Annotated in this window: 19 protein-coding genes, 1 tRNA gene and 1 riboswitch; of the genes, 11 read left to right on the top strand and 9 right to left on the bottom strand. The window is 63.1% G+C overall.

Annotated elements, in window-relative coordinates; genetic code table 11:
• Positions 1-394: 394 nt before the first annotated feature.
• The 4 genes from O9Z63_RS14375 (at position 395) to uvrB (ending at position 5,419) form a co-directional block, all read left to right on the top strand.
• A complete protein-coding gene (locus tag O9Z63_RS14375) occupies positions 395-976 on the top strand; it encodes an RNA polymerase sigma factor (protein ID WP_231569684.1) in 582 nt (193 codons plus the stop codon).
• Positions 957-2,618, top strand: a complete 1,662-nt coding sequence (locus O9Z63_RS14370; RefSeq protein WP_270125946.1) for an outer membrane beta-barrel protein — start codon at positions 957-959, stop codon at positions 2,616-2,618. Before O9Z63_RS14375 ends, O9Z63_RS14370 begins: the two co-directional genes overlap by 20 nt.
• A 35-nt stretch (positions 2,619-2,653) precedes the next feature.
• A complete protein-coding gene (locus tag O9Z63_RS14365; protein ID WP_270125945.1) occupies positions 2,654-3,235 on the top strand; it encodes a hypothetical protein in 582 nt (193 codons plus the stop codon).
• Between the two features lie 147 nt (positions 3,236-3,382).
• Positions 3,383-5,419, top strand: a complete 2,037-nt coding sequence (uvrB, locus tag O9Z63_RS14360; protein ID WP_270125944.1) for an excinuclease ABC subunit UvrB — start codon at positions 3,383-3,385, stop codon at positions 5,417-5,419.
• Positions 5,420-5,494: 75 nt separating this feature from the next.
• On the opposite strand, the gene O9Z63_RS14355 is transcribed toward uvrB, so the two are convergent.
• Positions 5,495-5,567, bottom strand: a tRNA-Gly gene (locus O9Z63_RS14355).
• Between the two features lie 215 nt (positions 5,568-5,782).
• On the opposite strand from O9Z63_RS14355, the gene O9Z63_RS14350 reads away from it, so the two are divergent.
• From O9Z63_RS14350 to O9Z63_RS14340, 3 genes are all read left to right on the top strand, one after another.
• On the top strand, positions 5,783-6,025 hold the full coding sequence (locus O9Z63_RS14350) for a hypothetical protein (RefSeq protein ID WP_270125942.1): 243 nt from the start codon (positions 5,783-5,785) through the stop codon (positions 6,023-6,025).
• Positions 6,026-6,109: 84 nt separating this feature from the next.
• The gene (locus O9Z63_RS14345) at positions 6,110-6,646 is read left to right on the top strand and encodes a GNAT family N-acetyltransferase (RefSeq protein WP_270125941.1); all 537 of its coding nucleotides are present in this window, start codon (positions 6,110-6,112) and stop codon (positions 6,644-6,646) included.
• A 113-nt stretch (positions 6,647-6,759) separates the two neighbouring features.
• Positions 6,760-7,842, top strand: coding sequence for a dienelactone hydrolase family protein (locus tag O9Z63_RS14340; RefSeq protein WP_270125940.1), 1,083 nt, complete (start codon positions 6,760-6,762; stop codon positions 7,840-7,842).
• Between the two features lie 127 nt (positions 7,843-7,969).
• Here O9Z63_RS14340 and O9Z63_RS14335 read toward each other — a convergent pair whose 3' ends face one another.
• From O9Z63_RS14335 to O9Z63_RS14325, 3 genes are all read right to left on the bottom strand, one after another.
• The gene (locus O9Z63_RS14335) at positions 7,970-10,291 is read right to left on the bottom strand and encodes a B12-binding domain-containing radical SAM protein (protein ID WP_270125938.1); all 2,322 of its coding nucleotides are present in this window, start codon (positions 10,289-10,291) and stop codon (positions 7,970-7,972) included.
• 281 nt (positions 10,292-10,572) lie between these two features.
• The gene (locus O9Z63_RS14330; RefSeq protein WP_052381442.1) at positions 10,573-11,097 is read right to left on the bottom strand and encodes a helix-turn-helix domain-containing protein; all 525 of its coding nucleotides are present in this window, start codon (positions 11,095-11,097) and stop codon (positions 10,573-10,575) included.
• 51 nt (positions 11,098-11,148) lie between these two features.
• On the bottom strand, positions 11,149-11,499 hold the full coding sequence (locus tag O9Z63_RS14325) for a hypothetical protein (RefSeq protein WP_270125937.1): 351 nt from the start codon (positions 11,497-11,499) through the stop codon (positions 11,149-11,151).
• Positions 11,500-11,628: 129 nt separating this feature from the next.
• On the opposite strand from O9Z63_RS14325, the gene O9Z63_RS14320 reads away from it, so the two are divergent.
• Positions 11,629-11,898 carry a hypothetical protein gene (locus tag O9Z63_RS14320; protein ID WP_270125936.1) on the top strand — a complete coding sequence of 90 codons (270 nt, stop codon included), beginning with the start codon at positions 11,629-11,631 and terminating at the stop codon, positions 11,896-11,898.
• 87 nt (positions 11,899-11,985) lie between these two features.
• On the opposite strand, the gene O9Z63_RS14315 is transcribed toward O9Z63_RS14320, so the two are convergent.
• Together O9Z63_RS14315 and O9Z63_RS14310 are read right to left on the bottom strand one after the other, a co-directional pair.
• Positions 11,986-13,047: a DUF5074 domain-containing protein gene (locus O9Z63_RS14315; protein ID WP_270125935.1), complete on the bottom strand. Its 1,062-nt coding sequence runs from the start codon at positions 13,045-13,047 to the stop codon at positions 11,986-11,988.
• Positions 13,048-13,083: 36 nt separating this feature from the next.
• Positions 13,084-15,012, bottom strand: a complete 1,929-nt coding sequence (locus tag O9Z63_RS14310) for a TonB-dependent receptor plug domain-containing protein (RefSeq protein WP_270125934.1) — start codon at positions 15,010-15,012, stop codon at positions 13,084-13,086.
• A gap of 194 nt (positions 15,013-15,206) precedes the next feature.
• Positions 15,207-15,430, bottom strand: a riboswitch (cobalamin riboswitch).
• Positions 15,431-15,570: 140 nt separating this feature from the next.
• Here O9Z63_RS14310 and O9Z63_RS14305 point away from each other — a divergent pair.
• Positions 15,571-16,182, top strand: a complete 612-nt coding sequence (locus tag O9Z63_RS14305) for a DNA-3-methyladenine glycosylase (RefSeq protein ID WP_270125933.1) — start codon at positions 15,571-15,573, stop codon at positions 16,180-16,182.
• A gap of 193 nt (positions 16,183-16,375) precedes the next feature.
• Here the strand turns inward: O9Z63_RS14305 and O9Z63_RS14300 are convergent, their stop codons facing one another.
• Together O9Z63_RS14300 and O9Z63_RS14295 are read right to left on the bottom strand one after the other, a co-directional pair.
• Positions 16,376-17,572, bottom strand: coding sequence for a class I SAM-dependent methyltransferase (locus tag O9Z63_RS14300; protein WP_270125932.1), 1,197 nt, complete (start codon positions 17,570-17,572; stop codon positions 16,376-16,378).
• A gap of 51 nt (positions 17,573-17,623) precedes the next feature.
• A complete protein-coding gene (locus O9Z63_RS14295; RefSeq protein ID WP_270125931.1) occupies positions 17,624-18,190 on the bottom strand; it encodes a hypothetical protein in 567 nt (188 codons plus the stop codon).
• A gap of 185 nt (positions 18,191-18,375) precedes the next feature.
• On the opposite strand from O9Z63_RS14295, the gene O9Z63_RS14290 reads away from it, so the two are divergent.
• A complete protein-coding gene (locus O9Z63_RS14290; RefSeq protein WP_270125930.1) occupies positions 18,376-19,131 on the top strand; it encodes a DUF4397 domain-containing protein in 756 nt (251 codons plus the stop codon).
• A gap of 119 nt (positions 19,132-19,250) precedes the next feature.
• Complete coding sequence (gene ahcY / locus O9Z63_RS14285) at positions 19,251-20,570, top strand: adenosylhomocysteinase (protein ID WP_270125929.1); 1,320 nt, start codon at positions 19,251-19,253, stop codon at positions 20,568-20,570.
• Positions 20,571-20,650: 80 nt separating this feature from the next.
• Here the strand turns inward: ahcY and O9Z63_RS14280 are convergent, their stop codons facing one another.
• Entirely contained in the window at positions 20,651-21,145 is a 495-nt protein-coding gene (locus O9Z63_RS14280) for a hypothetical protein (protein ID WP_270125928.1), read from the bottom strand.
• Positions 21,146-21,259: the final 114 nt, after the last annotated feature.

Raw genomic sequence — 21,259 nt, 5'->3', positions numbered from 1 at the left:
TAGCTTGCATGTAGCTACACGCGAGCCGGCTAGCCAGTATACTCGCTTCCGGAAAGCAAGGTTATCAGGCTGGGAGCAGTCCGGGCGGTAACTTTTTTTGCAGATATCTACTCCAGCATGCAACCGCGCGGTGGCCCCGCTAGCTCTTGTGTGTGTTGCGGCCCTGTGCCGCAGCTGGCTATCTTTCGATTCTCTGTTCCCGACTTATGCTCTCCTTATTTACCCAGCGTACGCTACCTCAGGGCCTGCTCGCTATCCACGGCACCGGCGCCGCTGGCCGGCTAGGCAAGTGAGGGCGCTGTCGTCGGCGCTGCAGCCCATGAGCGGGCTGCGGAGTTTGCTGGCCGGTGCGCCGGCTTCGTCACCTGAAGCTCTCACGCCTCCCCCCGCTGCCGTGCGCCCACTTATCCCGCCTGCCCAACTCAGCGAGGCTGAGCTGCTCGATGGCTGCCTGGCCGGCAGTCGGCTGATGCAGAAGTACCTCTACGAGCGATTCGCGGGCCGCATGATGGCCGTGTGCCTGCGCTACGCCCAGACCACGTTTGAGGCCGAGGATGTGCTGCAGGAAGGATTCATTACGGTATTCAAGAACCTGAGCAGCTTCCGCCGCGAGTGCCCGCTGGAGTTCTGGATCCGCCGCATTATGGTGAATGCCGCGCTGCGCCAGCACCGCCGCAACGCCCCGCTGGTAGCCGTCAGCGACGGCGACTACCCCGAGGAGCTGGCCGGCGAAGAGTTCACCCTCTCCAACTACGGGTTCGAAGACCTGCTGGCCATGGTGCAGGAGCTGGCCCCCCGCTACCGGATGGTGTTCAACCTGTTTGCCATCGAGGGCTACGGCCACAAGGAAATCGGCGAGATGCTGGGCATTTCCGAAGGCACCAGCAAATCGCAGTACTCCCGTGCCCGGGCAATTTTGAAGTCTAAAGTCGAGCGCCTTGATGCGCAATCCAAGAATGGCACTTTCCGATCCTAACCATACCCCCGACCCACGCCCCACCGGCGACCTGGAGCACCTGTTCCGGCAGAAGTTTGCCGAGGCGGAGGTAACTCCGCGGGCCAGCCTCTGGGAGCAGCTCGACCATGAGCTGCTGGTGCAGCAGAACGATACCTACCGCCGCCGGCTGCTGGGCTACCGCTGGGCCGCGGCGGCTTCGCTGCTGCTGCTGGCCGGCGGCGGCACCTGGCTGACGCTGCAACCAAATGCTACCGGCGTGGCTTCTGCTCCCGCCCCGGCTGCTGCCGGCCTTCGTAACAGCGGTACCCCAGCTGGCGCAGCCGTAGCCGGCCGCACGTACGAGGCCGGTGGCTATGGTCTGCAGCCCGGCCTGGCCGGCGTGGCCGCCAACAGCTTCCGTCAGCCCACCGCAACCCCGGGTGCCGCCCCGGCTACTGGCGCCGCGTCGGCCACCAACTATACGCTGGCTAGCGTGTCGGCTACTCCGCAGGCTACTCAGGCTGCTCCGGTAGCCGACCGTGCCAGCGCCTACCTACCAGTATCTGCCTTCGGGCAGCATTTCGGGCTGTATGAGGGGCGTCAGGCCGCTGCTGTTCTGCCGGGCTCCTCGCTGATGCAGGAAGCGGGCTACACGGTGGTTGTGGGTTCCACGTCGTGGTCGTCGGGGCGCAACATCGAGTCGGTACTAAGCCGGGCGGCGGGCTTCGGCAGCAATAGTGCTACCGGCTTCGGCCGCCCCGATATGCTGACTTCCGTGGCCGCGGCTCCGGCGGCTTCCAGCATGCTGCTGGCTGCTGCTGCACCCAAAAAGCTGATTTCGCCAGCCCAACAGCAAGAGGAAGAGCAGCCCGTGCCAGCCCGTCGGCGGCGCTGGAAGCTGAGCGCCGGCTACGCCGCCTCGGCCTTCAACCCCAACATCAACTATTCGCGGGCTTCTGCTGTCAGCTCGTCTAATTCTGTGAGCTTCAGCCCGGCTACCTTCCAGGCGCAGGCCTACGAAATGGCGGCTTCCGAGTATCGGTCGACGCTGCAATCCGGCTTGGGGCAGCAGGTGGCCATGCTGGCCAGCTACCCGCTCAACAACAACTGGACCGTGGAAACCGGCCTGGCGGCCGGGCAGCAGGAGGCTACGGCCGCCAGCTCGTGGGCCTTCCTCGACGGCAAATCCACGCTGGCCTCCAGCCTCACCGCCGACCGTAACCAGGGTGGTGGTGCCGTGCGTTCCAACGCCGATCTGTCGTTGCGCAACGTGCGCTACCGCTACCAGACGGCCAGCGTGCCGGTGAATGTGCGCTACGCCACCAACCCGAAAAAAGGATGGGCGCTCTACGCCAAAGTAGGGGCCGCCGTGAACGTGCTGCTGAAGTCCCGCACCGAGCTGGAAGGCGTGCCCGAAGCTACCACTACTTACACGCTGGCCTCCGCCACCTCGCCGTACCGGAAGGTGCTGGGCTCGGTGCAAAGCGGTGCTGGTGTCCGGTATCAGCCAGCCAACGCTACCTGGCGGCTGGCCCTGGGCCCGAAAGTGGAAGCCGGCCTGAACAGCCTGAACGACCAGTCCGCCGAACGCTTTACGCGCCGCAGCCGCCCTTATTCCGTGGGCCTGGAAGCCAGCGTGGAATTCGGCAACGCCACTTCTACCGCCGTAGCCCGCCGCTAACCTCAGGAGTAAGAACCATTCAATTTTTACTTGCTATGCGCTGCCTCTACTTGCTTTTGTTAGCCGGGGCCGTGGCCTCGTGCAACCGCCAGGAACCTGTGGAGCCGAAAATTCCGATCTGCCCGCCCCTGGAGTGCTCCGACGGTACGTATGTGGCCGGCGAGCTGCTGGTGGGGATGCACGAAACCACCACGCTTCCGCAGACTTTCCAGCTCTTCAACAGCAATAGGTTCGTCATTAAATCGGTGATGGGGCCGGTGTACATTTCCGCCCTGCCCGCCGACAGCATTGACTACGTGGTGCGGGAGCTGAACCGTAAGTCCTACATCAACACAGGCCCCTGGAAAGCTGTGAAGGATGGCAACGTGTATCTGCACTACCAGACCCGTGCCCTCACCGTCATTCCGCGCCTGATGGATATGACCGAAGCCAACCAGCAGGACTGGCTGGCCACCGTGCAGCGGCTGGCGCTGCAGGAGCAGGCTACCATGGTGAAATCGTGCCACCTGGGCGTGTCGCTGTGCGCCGAGAAGTTCTGGGCGCAGCTGCTGCCGCAGAACAGCTTGGTGAAGTGGGCTGAAATCAACAAAATTGCCCGGGTTCAGCCCGGCGGCTAGCCGCTGCTGCCGTATCATGAGAAAACCTGTTCGCCCGTCGGATAGGTTTTTTTGTTTGCCGGGAAACCTACACTTTGCTAACGCAGTTATGCTAGGCTGGCTTTCTAGCCGGCGGCCGGGCGTTCCGGTGTCCTCTTTTCCTGTTGCATGAAGTATCAACTCACCTCGGAATTCCAGCCCACCGGCGACCAGCCCAAAGCCATTGCCCAACTGGTGCAGGGCGTGAACAACGGCGAGCCGGCGCAGGTGCTGCTCGGGGCCACCGGCACGGGTAAAACCTTCACCATGGCCAACGTCATTGCCGAAACCGGCAAGCCGGCTCTGGTGCTGTGCCACAACAAAACCCTGGCCGCGCAGCTCTACGGCGAGTTCAAGCAGTTCTTCCCCAACAACGCCGTCGAGTACTACATCAGCTACTACGACTACTACCAGCCCGAGGCCTACATTGCCAGCTCCGACGTCTTTATCGAGAAGGATTTGGCCATCAACCAGGAAATCGAAAAGCTGCGGCTGCACACCACGTCCACGCTGCTTTCGGGCCGCCGCGACGTGATTGTAATTGCCTCGGTGTCGTGTATTTACGGCATCGGCAACCCCGAGGAGTTCAGCAAAAACGTGATTTACTTGGCCCCCGGCCTGAAATACTCGCGCAACAACCTGCTCTACCAGTTCGTGCAGATTCTGTACTCGCGCACCGAAATGGAGTTCACGCGCGGCACGTTCCGGGTGAAGGGCGATACCGTGGACGTGTTTCCGGCCTACGCCGACCACGCTTACCGGCTGTTCTTCTTCGGCGACGAAATCGAGGCCATCCAGAAGATTGACCCGCAGACCGGCAAGAAGCTTTCCGACGAAAAATCGGTGACGCTCTACCCTGCCAACCTGTTCGTGACCGGCAAGGACACCCTCAACCAGGCCATCAAGGAAATCCAGTTCGACCTGGTGCAGCAGCACGCCTACTTCGAGAAGGAAGGGCGCGACTCCGAGGCAAAGCGCATCATGGAGCGCACCGAGTTCGACCTAGAGATGATTCGGGAGCTGGGTTACTGCTCGGGCATTGAGAACTACTCGCGCTACTTCGACGGCCGCCAGCCCGGCAGCCGCCCCTTCTGCCTGCTCGACTACTTCCCCGACGATTTCCTGCTGGTGGTCGACGAAAGCCACGCCACCATGCCCCAGATCCGGGCCATGTGGGGCGGCGACCGGAGCCGCAAAACGGCCCTCATCGAGTACGGCTTCCGCCTGCCTTCGGCCTTCGATAACCGCCCGCTCACGTTCAACGAGTTCGAGAGCATGTACCGGCAGGCGGTGTACGTGAGTGCCACGCCGGCCGACTACGAGCTGGCGCAGGCCAACGGTGTGGTGGTGGAGCAGATCATCCGGCCCACCGGCCTGCTCGACCCCGAAATCGACCTGCGGCCCAGCGTCAACCAGATCGACGACCTGCTGGACGAGGTAGACAACCGCGTGAAGATGGGCGACCGGGTGCTGGTGACGACCCTCACCAAGCGCATGGCCGAGGAGCTGCAGAAGTACATGGAGCGTCTGGGCATCAAGAGCAGTTACGTGCACTCCGACGTGAAAACCCTGGACCGCGTGGAAATCCTGCGCCAGCTGCGCCTCGGCGAAATCGACGTGCTCATCGGCGTGAACCTGCTGCGCGAAGGCCTCGACTTGCCGGAAGTGAGCCTCGTGGCCATTCTGGATGCCGACAAGGAAGGCTTCCTGCGCGACCAGCGCAGCCTGATCCAGACCATGGGCCGCGCCGCCCGAAACGACCGGGGCAAAGTCATCATGTACGCCGACCGGATGACCGGCTCCATGCAGCGCGCCATCGACGAAACCAACCGCCGCCGCGCCACCCAGCTGGCCTACAACCAGGAGCACGGCATCACGCCGCGCACCGTGCGCAAAAGCCGCGAGGCCATCATGGAGCAGACTTCGCTGTCGGACTACCGCATCCAGGAGGGCACAGCCTACGTGGGTCCCGAGGCCGACGGCGGACTGGCTATTGCCGCCGAGCCGGTAGTGGCCATGATGGGCCGCACCGACCTGGAAAAGCTCATCAAGCAAACCGAAAAGCAAATGGAAGCCGCCGCCAAGGACCTGGACTTCCTCACCGCCGCCAAGCTCCGCGACGAGCTGGCCGCCCTCAAGCAGGTACTCAAAACCAAGCGCGAGTAAGAAGCGCCGCGCCTCAGAACGCTCATTCACAAAACAGCCCCGTAGCATCTCTGCTACGGGGCTGTTTTGTGAATGAGCGAGAAACGAGGTTCGAACTCGCGACCCTCAGCTTGGGAAGCTGATGCTCTACCAACTGAGCTACTCTCGCTTGTGTACTGCTTGGTGAGGCAAAAATACGCGGCAGAAATCAAATTGCAACCGCCGTGTGGCGCTGCTGCCGCGGCCGGAGCGGGTGGCCGGGGCACAAAGGGCACTGAATTGGCGCAGACGCTGTTATTGCCACTGCCAACACCTGCCCGAAATCCTGGTTTATCTGGGTAGTTGCGCCTTTTGCGTCTCACTTTAGCCCCCTGCTGGTTGCCTATGCCTCCGTTGCCACCCGTTACGCGTCGTATTGTAGGGATGATGACTGTGCTGGCCGGCTTTATGCTGCTGGTCGCGTTTTTTCTTCGGATGGGCCTCACGTACTACGCGTATAAACAGGCCGGCCCGGCCGCTATTTACAACCGCGAGTTTCTGATGAGTTTGCTGCTGCTGCTGGGCAGCGGACTGCTGCTGCGGTATGGCTGGCACACCTGGCGCCCGGAAAACGACAGGCAGGGCTAGCCCGCGGGGCCGGCTGGTAGCGGCCCGCAATTTCGGCCGGCGTACCTTTGCCGTCTTCCTGAATCCAGCCCGAATCCAGCCACCATGTCTTCGCCGCTTACCATCACCGTTGCCAAACGCACTGCCGAGGCAGCCGCCCAGCTCGCCAGCCTGGGCCGCCAGACCTTCCACGACACCTTCGCCGCCGCCAACGACCCCGCCGATATGGCGTCTTACTTGGACGCTACCTTCAGCCAGGAGCTGCAGCTGGCCGAGCTGAACGAGCCCGATACTGTTTTTCTGCTGGCCCGCATGCAGCAGCAGCTGGTAGGCTACGCCAAGCTGCGCCTGCACTCTACGCTGGGGCAGGTGGAAGGCAAAGTGCCGGAAGAGCGCCTGGAAATTGAGCGGCTGTACGTGCTGGAAGACTGGACCGGCACCGGCCTGGGCGCCGCCCTGATGCGCCGCGCCATCGAGGAAGCCCGTGAGCAGAAGTGCCGCGCCGTGGTGCTGGGTGTGTGGGAAAAGAACGACCGGGCGCTGGAGTTCTACCGTCGTTTCGGCTTCAAGGCCGCCGGCCAACACGAATTTCTGCTCGGTAACGACGTGCAGAACGACCTGATTCTGCGCAAAGGCCTGTAAACTGCGCGCTGCGCATTCGGCTGCCTGCCGGCAGAACACAGGCCGGCAACGCCTGCCGAAAACCGAATGCCGACGCTGCTCTACCTTTGCCTACCTGCCACTTAGTTGTTCGCGTGAACCTTCCTCTGCCAGCCACCGCTTCTTTCTGGTCCCGATTCCTGCTGTGGGCTGCTCCCGTGGCCTTGCTGGCGGGCTGCTCGTCGGATGCGGGCAGTGGGGCCGCTGTGGCCCTGCCCACTGGGCACTACGAGGGCACCGTGGCGTACCAGGGTACCGAGCTGGCGGCCGTGTTGGAGCTGCGCGAAACCGGTGCCGGCCAGCTGGAGGCCGATATGCGCTTCCCGCAGGAGGAGGGGTTGAGCTTTCCGGTGGAAACGGCGCGCTATGCTGAGCCACAATTGCTGTTTGAGCAGGATGGTACGCCCGGCGGCATGCAGGTGTCGGCGGTACGCGAGGGGGACTTTCTACGGGGCGTGTTCACGCTCGACAGCATCCGGACGGACTTTGTGTGGGTGCGTCGGGGCAAGGCCCAGCCGCGCCCCTACCAGCTGGATACGCTGCAGGTGCCCGCCAGTCGGCTGGCCCTGCTGGTGCTGGTGCCCACCGATACGCTAGGCAACCACCCCGCCATAGCCCTGTTCGCCGACGACACCCACCAAGCCGCCGCCCGCCTCCGCGCCGACCAACTGGCCCGCCAGGGCTTCGTGACGACGGTAGTGGCCGTAGCCGCCGGCTCCCCGGCCGACTCGGTGGCGCTGCAGGCCGCCGCCGCTACGGTGCAGGCCCTGCGCCGGCACCCGGCCGTGGATACGCTGCGGGTGGGCATGTGGGCCCGGGGCGCTGCCGCTGCCATCGCCGTGCCGGCCGCCACACTGGCTAAGCCGCGGGCGGCGTTCATGGTACTGGAAAACGTGTCGGTAACGTCTGCCGACGAGGCCCGGCCGCTGCAGCAGCTCGGCCAGCGCCGGGTGCCGGTGCTGGGCCTCTACGCCGCCGCCGACACCTCCCTGAACGTGAAAGACAGTGCCCGCCGCCTGCGCAATGCCGTGGGCGGACGCCGCGCCACGCAGGTACGCATCTTCCCGAAAGCCAATGCCCGCTTCGTGCTGCCCGGCCGCACCAGCCCCGATGGCAAATGGACCTGGCCCGCCGCCGCCCCCGGCTACCTCACCGCCATTGAGGACTGGCTGAAATAGCCGGCCACACAGTAGCGCGAACTTTGCAGTTCGCGCCCCCGCGCCGCTGGAGCGGCCCTATTTATACGAAGACGCAACAGGCAAGCCTGCAAATGGCGCGAGGACGCGAACTACAAAGTTCGCGCTACTACAGCACCAGCAGCCCCTTCTCGCGCAGCGTCAGCCATGCCGCCGACTCCAGAAACCGCTCGAACGAGTGACTGGCCGGGAAGCTCTGGGCCACTTCCTTTAGCAGCACTTTGGTGTCGTAGTCGGTGGTGAGGCGAGTGAGCAGGGCGTGCAGCCAGGGGCCGAGGGCAGGCGGTACGGATACTTCGAAGTCTTCGGCCTGCTCGTAGAAGGTGAGCACCGCGCGCGGGCCTTTCTTTCCGTTTTCCTGCCGCAGCTCCGGCGCGTTGCCCAGCCAGAACAGCCGCTGGTTCTGCTTGGCGAAATCCGGCTTGCCGGGCTCCTGCAGGGCCTTCTGAATCAGCTGGCGCGGCACCGTGGACTTGGGCACCCGGAAATCAAACCAGAAGCCAAGCGGCTCGTGCAGGGCCACGCCGTGCAGGTAGTTGTAGAGGGCCTTGGCCAGGCCGGGGCCGAACTGCTCGTGGTCGGTGCCAGTGGGGTCGTCGTGCCAGAGGTCGTTCCAGGCGAAGGGGCCGGGCTCGGGGCCGGTGGCGGCCACCTGGTACTTCGCGGGGTCCTTGCCCACGGGCGAGTGCGCCGTCATTGAAAACCGGTGCCAGTAGCCGCTCTGCACAATGCCGGCCTCGAACAGCTGCCGCACCACTTCCAAGCTGTCCACGGTTTCCTGGGCGGTTTCCGTTGGGAAACCATACATCAGGTAGGCGTGCACCATGATGCCGGCCTGCGTGAAGCCATCCGTGACGCGGGCCACCTGCGCAATGGTGACGCCCTTTTCCATGAGAGCCAGCAGGCGGTCGGAAGCCACTTCCAGGCCGCCGCTCACCGCAATGCAGCCTGAGGCGGCCAGCAGGCGGCACAGGTCGGGCGTGAAGGTTTTCTCGAAGCGGATGTTGCCCCACCACGTAATGTTCACGCGGCGCTTGAGCAGCTTGATGGCCAAATCGCGCAAGGCCAGCGGCGGCGCGGCCTCATCCACGAAGTGGAAGCCGGTCTGGCCGGTCTGGGCAATGATCTGCTCGATTCTGTCCACCAGCAAGGCGCTGGGTGCGGTTTCATAGCGCGAAATGTAGTCCAGCGTCACGTCGCAGAACGAGCAGCGCTTCCAGTAGCAGCCGTGCGCCACCGTAAGCTTGTTCCAGCGCCCGTCGCTCCAGAGGCGGTGCATAGGGTTCAGCACCTCAATCACCGACAGATACTCGCTCAGCGGCAAATCGGAGTAGTCCGGCGTGCCCACCTCGGGATGCGGAATATCCGGAAACGGCTGGTTGATGTACTCCACCTCGCCGGCCGCATTGCGCAGGAAGGTGCGTTGGAAGGGTAGAGGCTGACTTTCCTGAACGTCCGTCTGCTCTCTTGAACTGTCATGCTGAGCTTGCCGAAGCATCTCTACCGCTTCGTTGCCAAATGATACACTAGCCAGCGGTAGAGATGCTTCGACAAGCTCAGCATGACGTTCTTGTTTGCTATTCAAATACTCCAGCAGCCGCAGCCACGGGCCTTCGCCGTCGTCGAGGGTCAGGTAGTCGATGTAGTCGAAGAAGCGCGGCTCCCGGATCTGGCGCAGCTCGGTGTTGGGGTAGCCGCCGCCCATCAGGGTGCGGGTGGCGGGGCTGAGCTGCTTGATGCGGCCAGCCAGCCGTAGGGCGCCGTAGAGGTTGCCGGGGAAGGGCACCGTGAAGCCGGCCACGTCGGGCTGCACCCGCGCCACCAGCTCATCCACCAACTCCTGCAGCATCTGGTCGAGCAGGTTGGGCGGGGCCTGCAGCGCCTCTTGCAGCGCATCGAAGGTGGTGGCCGACATGGCCAGCTTCTCGGCGTAGCGCGAAAAGCCGAACTGCGGCCCCACGGTTTCCTTGATCAGGTCGCCGAGGTCTTCGAGGTAGAGTGTGGCCAGGTGCCGGGCCTGGTCGGTGAGGCCCATGGTGCCGAAAGCCGTTTCCAGGTCGGCGATGTTGTCGAAGCGGCTGGCTTCGGGCAGGAAACGGCTGTGGCAGATGCGGGGCGCGAGGGTGTTGTCCTTGTTCTGCAGAAAGCGCACCACCGGCTCGATGGTGCTCAGGTAGCTCTGGCGCAGGCGCAGCATCCGGCGGGCGTTGTCGGAGAGCGAAAACGAGCCGGCCGCAATGGCGTTGAACACCCGCGTCAGGCCCGGCTTCGAGAACAGCTTCAGTACCAGCTCCAGGCCCAGGTCGGCCTGCGTGACGGCGTAGCCGCGCGCGCCCAGAAATCCCTTGATGTAGGCCGTGGCCGGGTAGGGCGTGTTGAGCTGCGTGAGCGGCGGCGTAATGAGCAGGATGCGGAGCGAAGAAGTAGGCACGGGAACAACAACCGCCAACCGGCAGCAAAGGTGCCCGCAAAGGTACGGTCCAATGCGTTGCGGATAAGTTGCAGGAAGCAGACAGCCTCTGATGTGGTGACTGTCCGACCTAACATGGCTTAGAGCCATCTATTCCCTACGCAACATGCAGGATTCTAAGCCTGCTACTGCTCAACACAAGCTACAAAAAAACCGGGGTATCCAACAGCTTCCTGTTCGATACCCCGGCCATAAAAGTCAAGTAGCTATAAAGCCGCACCGCAACGGGGCGGCACGAGGCGCTAGGCCAGTTGATCGAGGGCGATGCGCTTGGGCAGCAGCTCGCGGCGGAATTCGCTGACGGAGTAGCCGGTCACCTGGCGGAACTGGTTGCTCAGGTGCTGGCCGGAGCTGTAGCGCATGTGGTCGGCAATTTCGCTAAGCGTCATTTCGCCGTAGCTCAGCATTTCCTTCACCCGCTCAATTTTCAGGCGGATCAGGTATTTTTCAATCGTGAGGTTGGCCGTGCGCGAAAACACCTTGCTCAGGTGTGAGTACGTGGCGGCAAACCGGTCGGTGAGGAATGCTGAAGTGGTGAGGGGCATACGCGCCGTGCGCAGGTGCTCCAGGTACTCGCCCAGGGCCGCCTTAATTTGCTCGGTCATTTGCTCAGCCCGGCCCATCAGCACGTCGAAGCCGGCTTCGCGCAGCAGGGGAGCCACGGCGGCGAGGTCGGCCGGGGTGTCTTCTTCCAGCAGCGCCTGGCCCAGCGTAACTTCAGTAGGGTGGTAGCCGGCTTTTTCGAGCACGGTACGAACGGCTTCCACGCAACGTGGGCAAACCATGTTCTTGATATGAAGCAGCGTTGTTTTCACGGGTTATAAAGTTTTTTCTGACCGCGTTACTGTACGCGTAGGTTTACGAACGGTTGTCGAAGCCGGGGCGTTTCGGGGCTTGCGGCTGGCTTCTGCGGGCGGGGTGCCTTCCGGCTGCGCCAGCCACTTGGCCGCGGCCCAACTCACAAAGGGAACTACTGCTAGAAAGGTTACGGACAGTAGCCAGAAAAATACGAAAAAAGCACGGAACAGGCGGGTGAAATAATCATCGTCGGCAAACCCGAACAGGTAGCCGACCAGCGCCAGCGCCAGCCCGAAGCTCACACCGGCCATGATGCCGGCGCGGCGCAGCAGTTGCGTGGAAAGAAGAGTGGAAAGCGAAGGTTGGGGCATAGTAAAGCGGCAGGAAAGCAAATATACCGTTTCCGGCTCTCACGCGCCAGCTGCAACGCGGGCCCATTGACGCCGTACCAACATTCGCTTACCTTGCATCCGAACCGCTACACCTTCATCCCGTCCTCTATGAAACGCCCTTCGCTCCCCGGCATGCTGGCCGCCGCCCTGCTGCTGGCCACCTCGCTCACCGCCTGCAACACCGGTACTTCCACCGGCGATACCAACGTGGAAACCGGTGCTGCTAAAACCAAAGACCCCGACCCCGGCCAGCCAACGACCTCCGACTCGGCTACGGCCGGCCTGCAGCGCGACACCACTGCCAGCCCCACCGGCCGCCAGCAGTATGAAAAAGCCGCCGACGCCGTAGACCGCGACAAAGACGGCATTGCCGACTAACCTGCGCTACGCAACGATACAACGCCAAACGGCCGGCCCTGAACAGGGCCGGCCGTTTGCGTAAAAAACAGGCGGTTTATGTGCCGCTTATTTGAACAGGAAGCCATTGGGCGCAATGCCCACCGCAAACGAATCGACAGGCGCACCGGTAGCCGAGAAGCGCACCACCCGCCCGTCGGCCGAGAAGCTGCCCGTGCCAGCGTAGATGGTGTTGTCCTGCGGGTCGATGCCGAGGCCGTAGAAGCTGCGCCGGATGAGCGGCGTGGCGGGTAGGCTGGTGGCCGTGATGGGCAGCTGATACACGCCCGTGGCCAAACCCACGTAGATTTTGTCGCCGGCGCCGTTTATGCGCAGGTTGCCGTTGCGGTAGTCTTCCGGAAACGTGATGCGCGTTTGCTGGGTGGGCGTGCCCGGGCTAAAACGCACCAGCGAAGCCAGCGGCTCGGTGTAGTCGTCGGAAAGCACCCACACGTTACCGCTGGCGTCGGTGGTTACGTTTTTGGGGCCGGCCGGCACGGTCACGGTGCCTTCCACGGCATCGGTGGTGGGGTTGATGACGGTGAGCGTGTTGCCGTCGGAGTTGGCCACGTACACTTTGCTGCCCGCCACGGTCAGCTGCTCGGGGTTGACGCCCACCGGAATGGTTTTCGTCACGGTGTTGGTGGTCAGATCCAGCACCGACACGCGACCGGCCGTGTAGCCGCTTGTGAAGTTGCCCTGCCACTCCGTGAGGTAGGCCTTATTCGGCGCCACCTGCACCAGGTAGCGCGGCTGCGAGAGGCCCGTAATCTTCTTCACCGACTTGAAATCGGCCAGCGTCACGACTTCCACCCAGTTGCTGTTGTTGGCCACCAAGTAGGCGTTGTCGCCCACAATGGTCATCGACTGCAGCACGTTGCCCACGCCGCGGCCATTGGCGGCCAGGAACGGGTCTTTCTGCACCGCTTTGGTGGCTTTGCTGAACACGCTCACCGAGCCGCTGCCAGTCAGGAAAGGGCCCTCGTTCACCACGTACACCGTTTGGGTGGTGACGGGCGGCGTGACGGGCGTTACCTCGTCGTCCGGGTCGCAGGACGTAACGGCCAGAGTCAGGAAAGAGGCGGCGCCGAGCAGCGCGTAGCGGCGCGTAGCCATAGGAAAATGGAACATGGATAAGGGAAAAATGGAAGATGAAAACAGACGAAGTCAGCGCCACGCTACGCGCAGGCTGGCCACCCACGAGCGGCCGGGCATGGCGCGGCTCTGGTAGCTCTGGTAGCGGAGGTTGCCAAGGTTGAAGCCCTGCACCAGCGGCGTCAGCCAGGCCCGGCCCACCCGGAACTCGTGGCCCAGTTGGGCATTGAGTAGCAGGTAAGAGGGCAGGAAATCGGTGCCGGAGGCGGTGGTGTAGCGGAAGCCCGTGAAGGTGAGGGCGCTGGTCAGCAGCCAGCCGCGCCAGCTGTGGTCGGTGCTGAAGGCGGCGGTGTGCAGCGGCACGTAGGCCAGTTGCTGGCCCACCGGGTCTTCGTCGAGGGCGTAGCCGCGCACTTTGCGGGAGCTGGTGTAGGCATAGGCGGCGCGGGCGGCCAGGGTGTAGCGGCCGGGCTTCCAGTTCAGCTCACTGCTGGCTTCGACGCCCTGGGCCAGCACCTGCCGCAGGTTGTTGGGCGCATAGCCCAGGTCGGTGGGCAGCCACTGCACCCAGTCGTCTACACGCTGCCGGAAGGCGGTTAGCTCGGTCTGGAGCAGCAGAGTGGGAGTGGGGCGCACCTCGTGGCGCAGGCCGGCCTCATAGCCCAGGCTGGTTTCGGGGCGCAAATCGGGCTTGCCGGTGGGATACCAGAACCGCTCGTTGAGGGTGGGGGCGCGGTAACTGCGCGAGGCGCTGGCTTTCACGCTGAGCTGCTGGGTGCCGCGCTGCCAGGCCAGCCACTCGGCGCCGGCCGTGGGCGTGAGCGGAGGCCGCCGGCCGCTGATGAAGGCCTGCCGCACGTTCAAACTGAGCTGCAGGCGCGGCAGCGGGTCGTAGCGTAGCAGCCCGAAGCCGCTGAACCGGTTTTCGGTCACGGTGGGCGCCTCGTAGCCGTCCACGTGGGCCACGAAATGCTGCGCTTCGCCTCCCAGCCGCAAACTGAGCGTGGGCGCAAAGCGGAACGTGTGCTCGGCCTGCGCTTGGCTGGTCTGCACCCGGGAATCACTGCGCACGCCGTCGTCCTGGTAATTGATGATGTCCTCGAACCAGGCGGCGCGCACGCTCGTTTCGTGGCGGCTGCTTACGTGGCGGTAGCCGGCCAGCAGGCGGCGGCTCTGGTCCCGCTCCTGGGCGTGGCGGTTCACCGAGCCCAGCGCGGCCTGAATCTGCCGGTCGGCATCCGTGAGCCAGATGGCGGCCGTGAGTTCTCCCTGCTCGCCTACCCGCAGCGTGGCATCCTGGGCCACACTCCACTGCCGCAGCGCGGCGTTTTGCTGGCGCTGCGTCGGGCCGTACACCAGCCGGCCATTTTCGCGGCCCACCGGCTCGCGGTACGGGAAGTCGTTCTGAGCCGTGCGGTAGGAGGCGGCTGTCCGGATGGAAAGTTTCTGGTTGCTGAACGTGGCCTCGCCCGAGCCGGCGCCCAGCCCGAAGCTGCCGCCATCCAACTGCACGCGGCTCTGCAACCCCTGCCCCCACCGTACCGGCGAAGTCAGCAGCACTGTGCCGCCAATGGCGCCGGTGCCGTAGGTGGCGCCGGCCGGCCCATGCTGCACCGCCACCTGCGTGGCGCCACTTACCGGCAGCAGCGCAAAGTCGGCTTCGCCCAACGAAGGAAGATTGATGTTGAAGCCCTGCCACAGCACTGCCGTATGCCGCGCCGAGGTGCCGCGCAGCGTGATGCTGGCCAACTGGCCCGGGCCGTAGTTTTTCAGGTAAAGCGGCGTGCGCAACGACAGCGCATCGGCCAACGTGCCGGCGCCGGCCTGCCGGAGTGCCAGCGTGTCGAGGGTGGTGCGGCGGGTGCCGGTGGCGAAGCGCGTGGCCGGCAAACCCTGCACGCGCACTGCCGGCAGCATCTGCACCGAGTCGAGGGCGTGCGGCATCTGCTGGGCCGTGGCGGGCGCGGCCCAGCAGGCTGCGCCAAGCAGCAGAAAGGGCACCGGCCGGAGCCGTGCCGCAAAACGAAGGGTAATTAGCTGAACCAAATTTTCGGGCAAGGAAAATTCAGTTCAGAACTCCGACGCCAGCCTTCGTTGCCGAAAGCCAGGCCGCAGCCGAGGCCGAAAACAGGAAAATCCGGCGGCCCGAAAGCCACCACTGCTATCATTCTCCGCCCTTCCACCGAGGGCGCTGAACATGGGGAAATGCAAAGGCAGGTCTCCTGGCTTGCTTCTGACGCGCCGCCTTCCCATTTCTCCGGCAACTCCATCTGGAGCTACCTTCTCGGAAACAGTGGCAGCTGAGGCGCGCCGACTCGTGAAGCGTACAGTTGCGGGGACAGCTCCGGCTTTGAACCGGATTCCCTTTTCAGCCTCGCCCCGCAATCGGGGTCCGGCCACCTCTACGCCTCAAAGGTAGCAGATTGTAGCATAGGCTTCAGCCTGTGCCTCCGGTCGGCCGCCACAATTCCTGCAGAAAACGTATCAGCTCAACCGTAAACCGAAACTTGTTCTTGCCCCGTTGGCCGGCACAGGCTGAAGCCTATGCTACATCGAAATATGCTACACCCCAAACTCCCGCCCGACTTCTACCGCCGCCCCGACCCCGTACAGATTGCCCGCGACCTGCTGGGCAAGCACCTGTTCAGCTGCCTCAACGGCGAGCTGACCGGCGGCCGTATCGTGGAAACCGAGGCCTACTCACACCAAGGCGACCTGTCGATGCAGCTGCACCTGAAGCGCCGCGGCCCGCACGGCCGCGCCCTGCACGAGCCCGGCGGCCGCGCCTACCTGTACCAGGTGTATCAGCGCCACACGCTGTTCAACATCAGCACCAACGACGCCGACAAGCCCGATACCGTCCTGATCCGTGCCATCGAGCCGCTGGTGGGGCTGGATATCATGCTTCGGCGTCGTGGGCTGGAAACGGCCTCAGCCAAGCTCACCGCCGGCCCCGGCCTGCTCACCCAGGCGCTGGGCGTCACGCCGGCCCTTTCCGGCACCGATTTGCAAGGCGAGACGCTCTGGATTGAAGACCACGCCGAACAGGTGCCGGAAGCCGACGTCCTCAGCAGCCCCCGCGTGGGCCTCGCCTACGCCGGCGAAGAGGCCGCCAGCCTACCCTGGCGCTTCCGCATCATCGGCAGCCCCTGGACCAGCAAGGCTAAATGAATCACGGATTAGCCCGGATTTAAGCGGATTTCACGGATTTTGTGGACGGCGCTAGTTGCTGTTGAGCAGGCCAAAAACAAGTACCGCGAAGCTCCACTTCGCGAGGCGCCGGAACATCAGGGCTGAAAAAACTGCTCTGCAATTCCCGGTGCTTCGCGAAGTGAAACTTCGCGGTACAACTTAAAGAATTAGGCTAAAAGCCGTTGTGCTTTTCGGTCACCAGTACCATCAGCTTGCCTTCCAGGTTGGTGGTGGCGAACAGGTACAGGTCACCGCCTTCGCGGATGCCGGTGCGGTGGCGGAACTCGGCCACCGTGTCGGGGAAGTTGCGGGTCGTGACGTGGGCGCGGACTTCGGGGCCGAGGTGGGCGCGCAACGCTTGGGCGTCGTACTTCTCGGTGGCCCGAATGCGGAAGATGCGGCCCGGGAAGTCGGGGTGCAGCGTGTCGGAGGTGTAGAGGTGGCTGTGCTGGTGCAGCTTCAGTAGCTCAAACGCCGTCCCGATGCTGCGGAAGCCGCCCGCCTTCAGAATGGCCACGTTGGGCTCGTAGAGATACTGCTGCGGCTCGGCGTAGCGCGGCACAGCGCGGGCCTCGCGGGCCCGGTTCAGGCGGAAATCCTGCTGCTGGCCGGTGCGGAGCAGGTTCACGGTGTGGCGCTCCGGGTCGACGGCCGGCTCGGGCCCTAGCTCGTACAGCACTTCCTTACACTCATTATCCACGGCCACCACCCACAACTGCCGCACCTGCCGCAGCTCCAGAATAGCCTGCTCGATATCAAGCATGGGCGAAGTTTTGAGCAGCACGCGGCGGCCCTTGTGCAGCAGCAGCGGCATCAGGCGCAGAATATCCGGCTCGCAGTCCTGCAGCCGGAAAATCTTGCGGGCGGCCGTGTCACGCCGGGCGGGGTCGAGGTATATCCAATCAAACGTATCCGGGGTGTTGCGCAGAAACTGCACCGCGTCGGCCGTGTGAAACTGCACGTTTTCGATGCCCAGGTGCGTGAGGTTGAAGCGCACCACATCGGCCAGGGCCGCGTTGCGCTCCACGTAGTGCACTTCCGGAATCCTTTCAGCAAAATACGATACGTCTACGCCGAAGCCGCCGGTGAGGTCGGCCAGGCGCTGCCCGCTCACCAGCGCCGCCTTAAACGCGGCGGTGCGGGCAGACGAAGCCTGTTCCACCGACAGCGTCGGCGGGAAAACCAGGTCGGGGTTGTCGGCCCAGGCGGGCACTTTCAGGCGAGCTTTCTGGCGGGCCTGAATCTGGCGCACCAGCTCCGGAACGGGCAGGCCAGGGTATTTGCGGGCTTGCAGCGCCAGCTGGGCGGGGTCGTCGTGCAGGTGCTTAGCCACATACTGACGCGACGCCGCGGGAAGCGGAAATTCCATGTGGTACTCCTACGAAACTAGTAAACAGGGGTTGGCCCACCGGGCCGGCGCTTAGCGCAGCTGCCAGCGCAACGCCAGCAGCGGCTGGCCCGTGGCCGAAGCCGCCACGCCCATGCCGGTCGGTGCCAGCCGCTGCCACAGGCCCGTGCGCCCATCTGCCGACAGGCCGGCGTTGTGGGCTTCCACGGCGCGCACGAAATGCTCGTTGGTGTGGCGCGTAATGAAGATGTTGGCCAGCAAGCTGCCTGCCACTACGCCCAGCGTTACCTTCTGCGGGTTGCTGAAATAGTGTTGGTCGCCGCTGCCGCTGAAGGTCTGGGAGCCGTACACCGCCACCCCGCCCACAAACGTGAGGCGCTCGGCCAGGAAAATCCACTTCTGGCGGCGGTAGCGGTTGAGGTTGTCCAACGCTTCCTGGTTGCCGGCCAGGTAGGGCCGCAGGCGCTGCCCAAAGTACCCGGCGTTCTGGTAATCGTCGTCGGTGGGCTGCTCTTTGGTGGTGAAATAGAAGTTCTTCTGCACCCCGTTGCGGCCCCGGTCCTTGTCTTCCGGGCTCAGGCGCACTACCGTGCCCGACTGCCCAAAAGCAGTGCCTGCCCACAGGCCTAAAAATAACACTAGAGAAGGGCGGAATACTCCAGCCACTAAAAGTTCGGAACGGTGCATGAAAGCAAATATAACAGTCTGCATCATAGCTATATCAACTATGTGCCGGGCGGTATTTCAGAGCCAACTCAACAAATGCCCTTACCGATACGTTCTGTCCGCAGTACAATTAGCTTTCACTCAACCTGAAACCGACTATGAAAACCGTTGTTCCTTCTCTGCGCCAGCTATTTCTAGCCTCTGTGCTGCCGGCCGCGCTGGCCTTTTCTGCCTGTGGCAATGATGACAACGACAGCACGCCTGCGCCCGAGCAAGGCAAGGTGCTGGTTGTACACGCGGCGGCCGTATCCAATGTGCCCATCACCGCTTTCGTAGCCGACCAGCAGGTGGCCCAGCTCAACTACGGCGCCAACAGCCCTTACTTCACCGTAAACGCAGGCTCGCCCACTCTGCGCATCAACAGCGGCACGCAGGTGCTGACTTCGGCCCCGCTTGCCGTTTCCAAAGACCAGAACTACTCCTCGTTCGTTTTCTCGCCTTCCGCCACTATCGGCTCTACGCCCACGGTGCTCACCGTGCCTGACGACCTGACGGCCCCGGCCGCCGGCCAGGCGAAAGTGCGCATCGTGCATCTGGCCCTGAACGCCCCAACGCCAGTTCGCCTCACGGTGCCTTCGGCCCTGCCCGGTACCGCCGGCACCGACGTCACGACGGATGTGCCATTTGGGGCCGCCTCGGGCTTCATTGCCATCAATGCCGCCTCCCTGAACCTATCAGTGACGGCGGGCACGCCCCGTTCGCAGGTAATTGCCGTCGGTGATGGCACGGGCACCGGTACCGGCGTCAAAAACTACGAAGCCGGTAAAATCTATACCGTGGTGGTGCGTGGCATTGCCGGGGCAGGTGTGCCGGCGGCACAGCAGCCACAGGCAGTCATCATTCAGCATAACTAATACGGCTGTTAGCTGCCTGATCTGCAACGCCTGCCCCAATGGAGGCAGGCGTTGTTGTTGTATAGCGCCACTAACATTTTGGTTACCTTTGTAGTTGTCTAGCAAAAAAAATCAGCATCATGGTGGAGACCAAGACCACGGCCTACGTTCCGTACAAAGTAAAAGACATGAGCCTCGCTGAGTGGGGCCGCAAGGAAATCCGTCTGGCCGAGGCTGAAATGCCGGGTCTGATGGCCCTGCGCGAAGAATACGGCGCCAGCCAGCCGCTGAAAGGCGCGCGCATCGCTGGCTGCCTGCACATGACCATCCAGACTGCCGTGCTCATCGAGACGCTGCAGGCCCTGGGCGCTGACGTGACGTGGTCGTCGTGCAACATCTTCTCCACCCAGGACCACGCCGCCGCGGCAATTGCGGCTGCCGGTACGCCGGTGTACGCCTGGAAAGGCCTCAACGAGGAGGAGTTCAACTGGTGCATCGAGCAGACGCTGTTCTTCGGTGAAGATCGTCAGCCCCTGAACATGATCCTCGACGACGGTGGCGACCTGACCAACATGGTGCTGAACCAGTACCCTGAGCTGGCTGCTGGCATCAAAGGCATTTCGGAAGAAACCACCACGGGCGTACTGCGCCTGCTGGAGCGCGTGAAAGCCGGCACCCTGCCGCTGCCCGCGTTCAACGTCAACGACTCGGTAACGAAGTCGAAGTTCGACAACAAGTACGGCTGCAAAGAGTCGGCTGTGGACGCTATCCGCCGCGCTACCGATGTGATGATGGCTGGCAAAGTGGCTGTAGTGGCTGGCTACGGCGACGTAGGAAAAGGCACGGCCGCTTCGCTGCTCGGCGCCGGCGCCCGCGTTATCGTTACCGAAATTGACCCGATCTGTGCCCTGCAGGCTGCTATGGACGGCTTTGCCGTGAAGAAGCTGGCTAACGCCGTGAAAGAAGCCGACATCGTGGTAACGGCCACCGGCAACTGCGACATCCTGACGGAAGAGCACTTCCGCAGCCTCAAGGACAAAGCCATTGTCTGCAACATCGGTCACTTCGACGATGAAATTGACATGGCCTGGCTGAACAAAAACTACGGCCACACCAAAGACACGGTGAAGCCGCAAGTTGACATCTACACCATCGAAGGCAAAGAGGTGATTATCCTCGCCGAAGGCCGCCTCGTGAACTTGGGCTGCGCCACCGGCCACCCTTCGTTCGTCATGTCGAACTCGTTCACCAACCAGACGCTGGCCCAACTGGAACTGTGGCAGAACGCCGACCAGTACGAAAACCAGGTGTACACCCTGCCCAAGCACCTCGACGAGAAGGTGGCCCGCCTGCACCTCGCCAAAATTGGCGTGGAGCTGGACGAGCTGACGCCCAAGCAGGCCGACTACATCAAGGTGCCCGTAGAAGGCCCGTTCAAATCGGACCTGTACCGCTACTAAGCGGCTCCGGCTTCCTGAATAGAAAAACCCCGCCCGGCACTGCGCCGGGCGGGGTTTTTGTTGTGCTCAAGAGCGGCGAGTTATTTTGCAAGGGGCGCCATACCGGTGTATTCTTCGCTGCTTACATACAAGCCAATGCCCAGTAGTTTCCATTCGTGGCTTAAGAATATCTCGTAGGAAACGCCCTGCTTCCTGGTATTCGCCATACCAGCTAGTGGTTTCCATTCGTGGCCCAGCATCAGGCCCGAAATGCTGCTGTACATTCCATGAACCCGTAAGGTGGAATCTGTGCGGACGCCCTCAAACCGTAGGCACAACTCGTTATTGGGGTTGAGTGGAATACTGGCACTACTGCCCCAGTTGCCTATCGGATGCTCCAAACGCCCGTTTTCCAGCAGATTCCTGGCTTTGGTGTCCGACGTGGAGCTGCTGCCTCTGAGCGCCAGACTCAACATGAACAACACTGCCAGCCCTAAGCCAATTTGCCGGCGCAACACCCTGAGCACCCGGAACCAGGCGTATGCAATCAGCAATAACAAGAAAATATTCAGACCAGTCCAGAGTAGCGAAAGCATAGCGTAAAGCAGGATATAAGTTGGTGTCAAATTAGCAGTAAAATGCTGTTCGCCTACGCGCGGTGTTAGCTACCGGCTGCCGCACGCCACCACAATTAACAAAAACGGCCAGCT

The sequence above is a fragment of the Hymenobacter yonginensis genome (assembly GCF_027625995.1).
GTDB classification, from domain to species: domain Bacteria; phylum Bacteroidota; class Bacteroidia; order Cytophagales; family Hymenobacteraceae; genus Hymenobacter; species Hymenobacter yonginensis.
The sequence above is the reverse complement of the archived record's forward strand: the minus strand, read 5'-3'. Positions and strand labels throughout refer to the sequence as shown.

Excerpts from the sequence above, each read along its gene's own strand:
- O9Z63_RS14370 (WP_270125946.1), top strand. The coding sequence starts at position 957 with ATGGCACTTTCCGATCCTAACCATACCCCCGACCCACGCCCCACCGGC.
- O9Z63_RS14365 (WP_270125945.1), top strand. The coding sequence starts at position 2,654 with ATGCGCTGCCTCTACTTGCTTTTGTTAGCCGGGGCCGTGGCCTCGTGC.
- uvrB (WP_270125944.1), top strand. The coding sequence starts at position 3,383 with ATGAAGTATCAACTCACCTCGGAATTCCAGCCCACCGGCGACCAGCCC.
- O9Z63_RS14350 (WP_270125942.1), top strand. The coding sequence starts at position 5,783 with ATGCCTCCGTTGCCACCCGTTACGCGTCGTATTGTAGGGATGATGACT.
- O9Z63_RS14345 (WP_270125941.1), top strand. The coding sequence starts at position 6,110 with ATGTCTTCGCCGCTTACCATCACCGTTGCCAAACGCACTGCCGAGGCA.
- O9Z63_RS14325 (WP_270125937.1), bottom strand. The coding sequence starts at position 11,499 with ATGCCCCAACCTTCGCTTTCCACTCTTCTTTCCACGCAACTGCTGCGC.
- O9Z63_RS14320 (WP_270125936.1), top strand. The coding sequence starts at position 11,629 with ATGAAACGCCCTTCGCTCCCCGGCATGCTGGCCGCCGCCCTGCTGCTG.
- O9Z63_RS14315 (WP_270125935.1), bottom strand. The coding sequence starts at position 13,047 with ATGTTCCATTTTCCTATGGCTACGCGCCGCTACGCGCTGCTCGGCGCC.
- O9Z63_RS14305 (WP_270125933.1), top strand. The coding sequence starts at position 15,571 with ATGCTACACCCCAAACTCCCGCCCGACTTCTACCGCCGCCCCGACCCC.
- O9Z63_RS14300 (WP_270125932.1), bottom strand. The coding sequence starts at position 17,572 with ATGGAATTTCCGCTTCCCGCGGCGTCGCGTCAGTATGTGGCTAAGCAC.
- O9Z63_RS14290 (WP_270125930.1), top strand. The coding sequence starts at position 18,376 with ATGAAAACCGTTGTTCCTTCTCTGCGCCAGCTATTTCTAGCCTCTGTG.
- ahcY (WP_270125929.1), top strand. The coding sequence starts at position 19,251 with ATGGTGGAGACCAAGACCACGGCCTACGTTCCGTACAAAGTAAAAGAC.
- O9Z63_RS14280 (WP_270125928.1), bottom strand. The coding sequence starts at position 21,145 with ATGCTTTCGCTACTCTGGACTGGTCTGAATATTTTCTTGTTATTGCTG.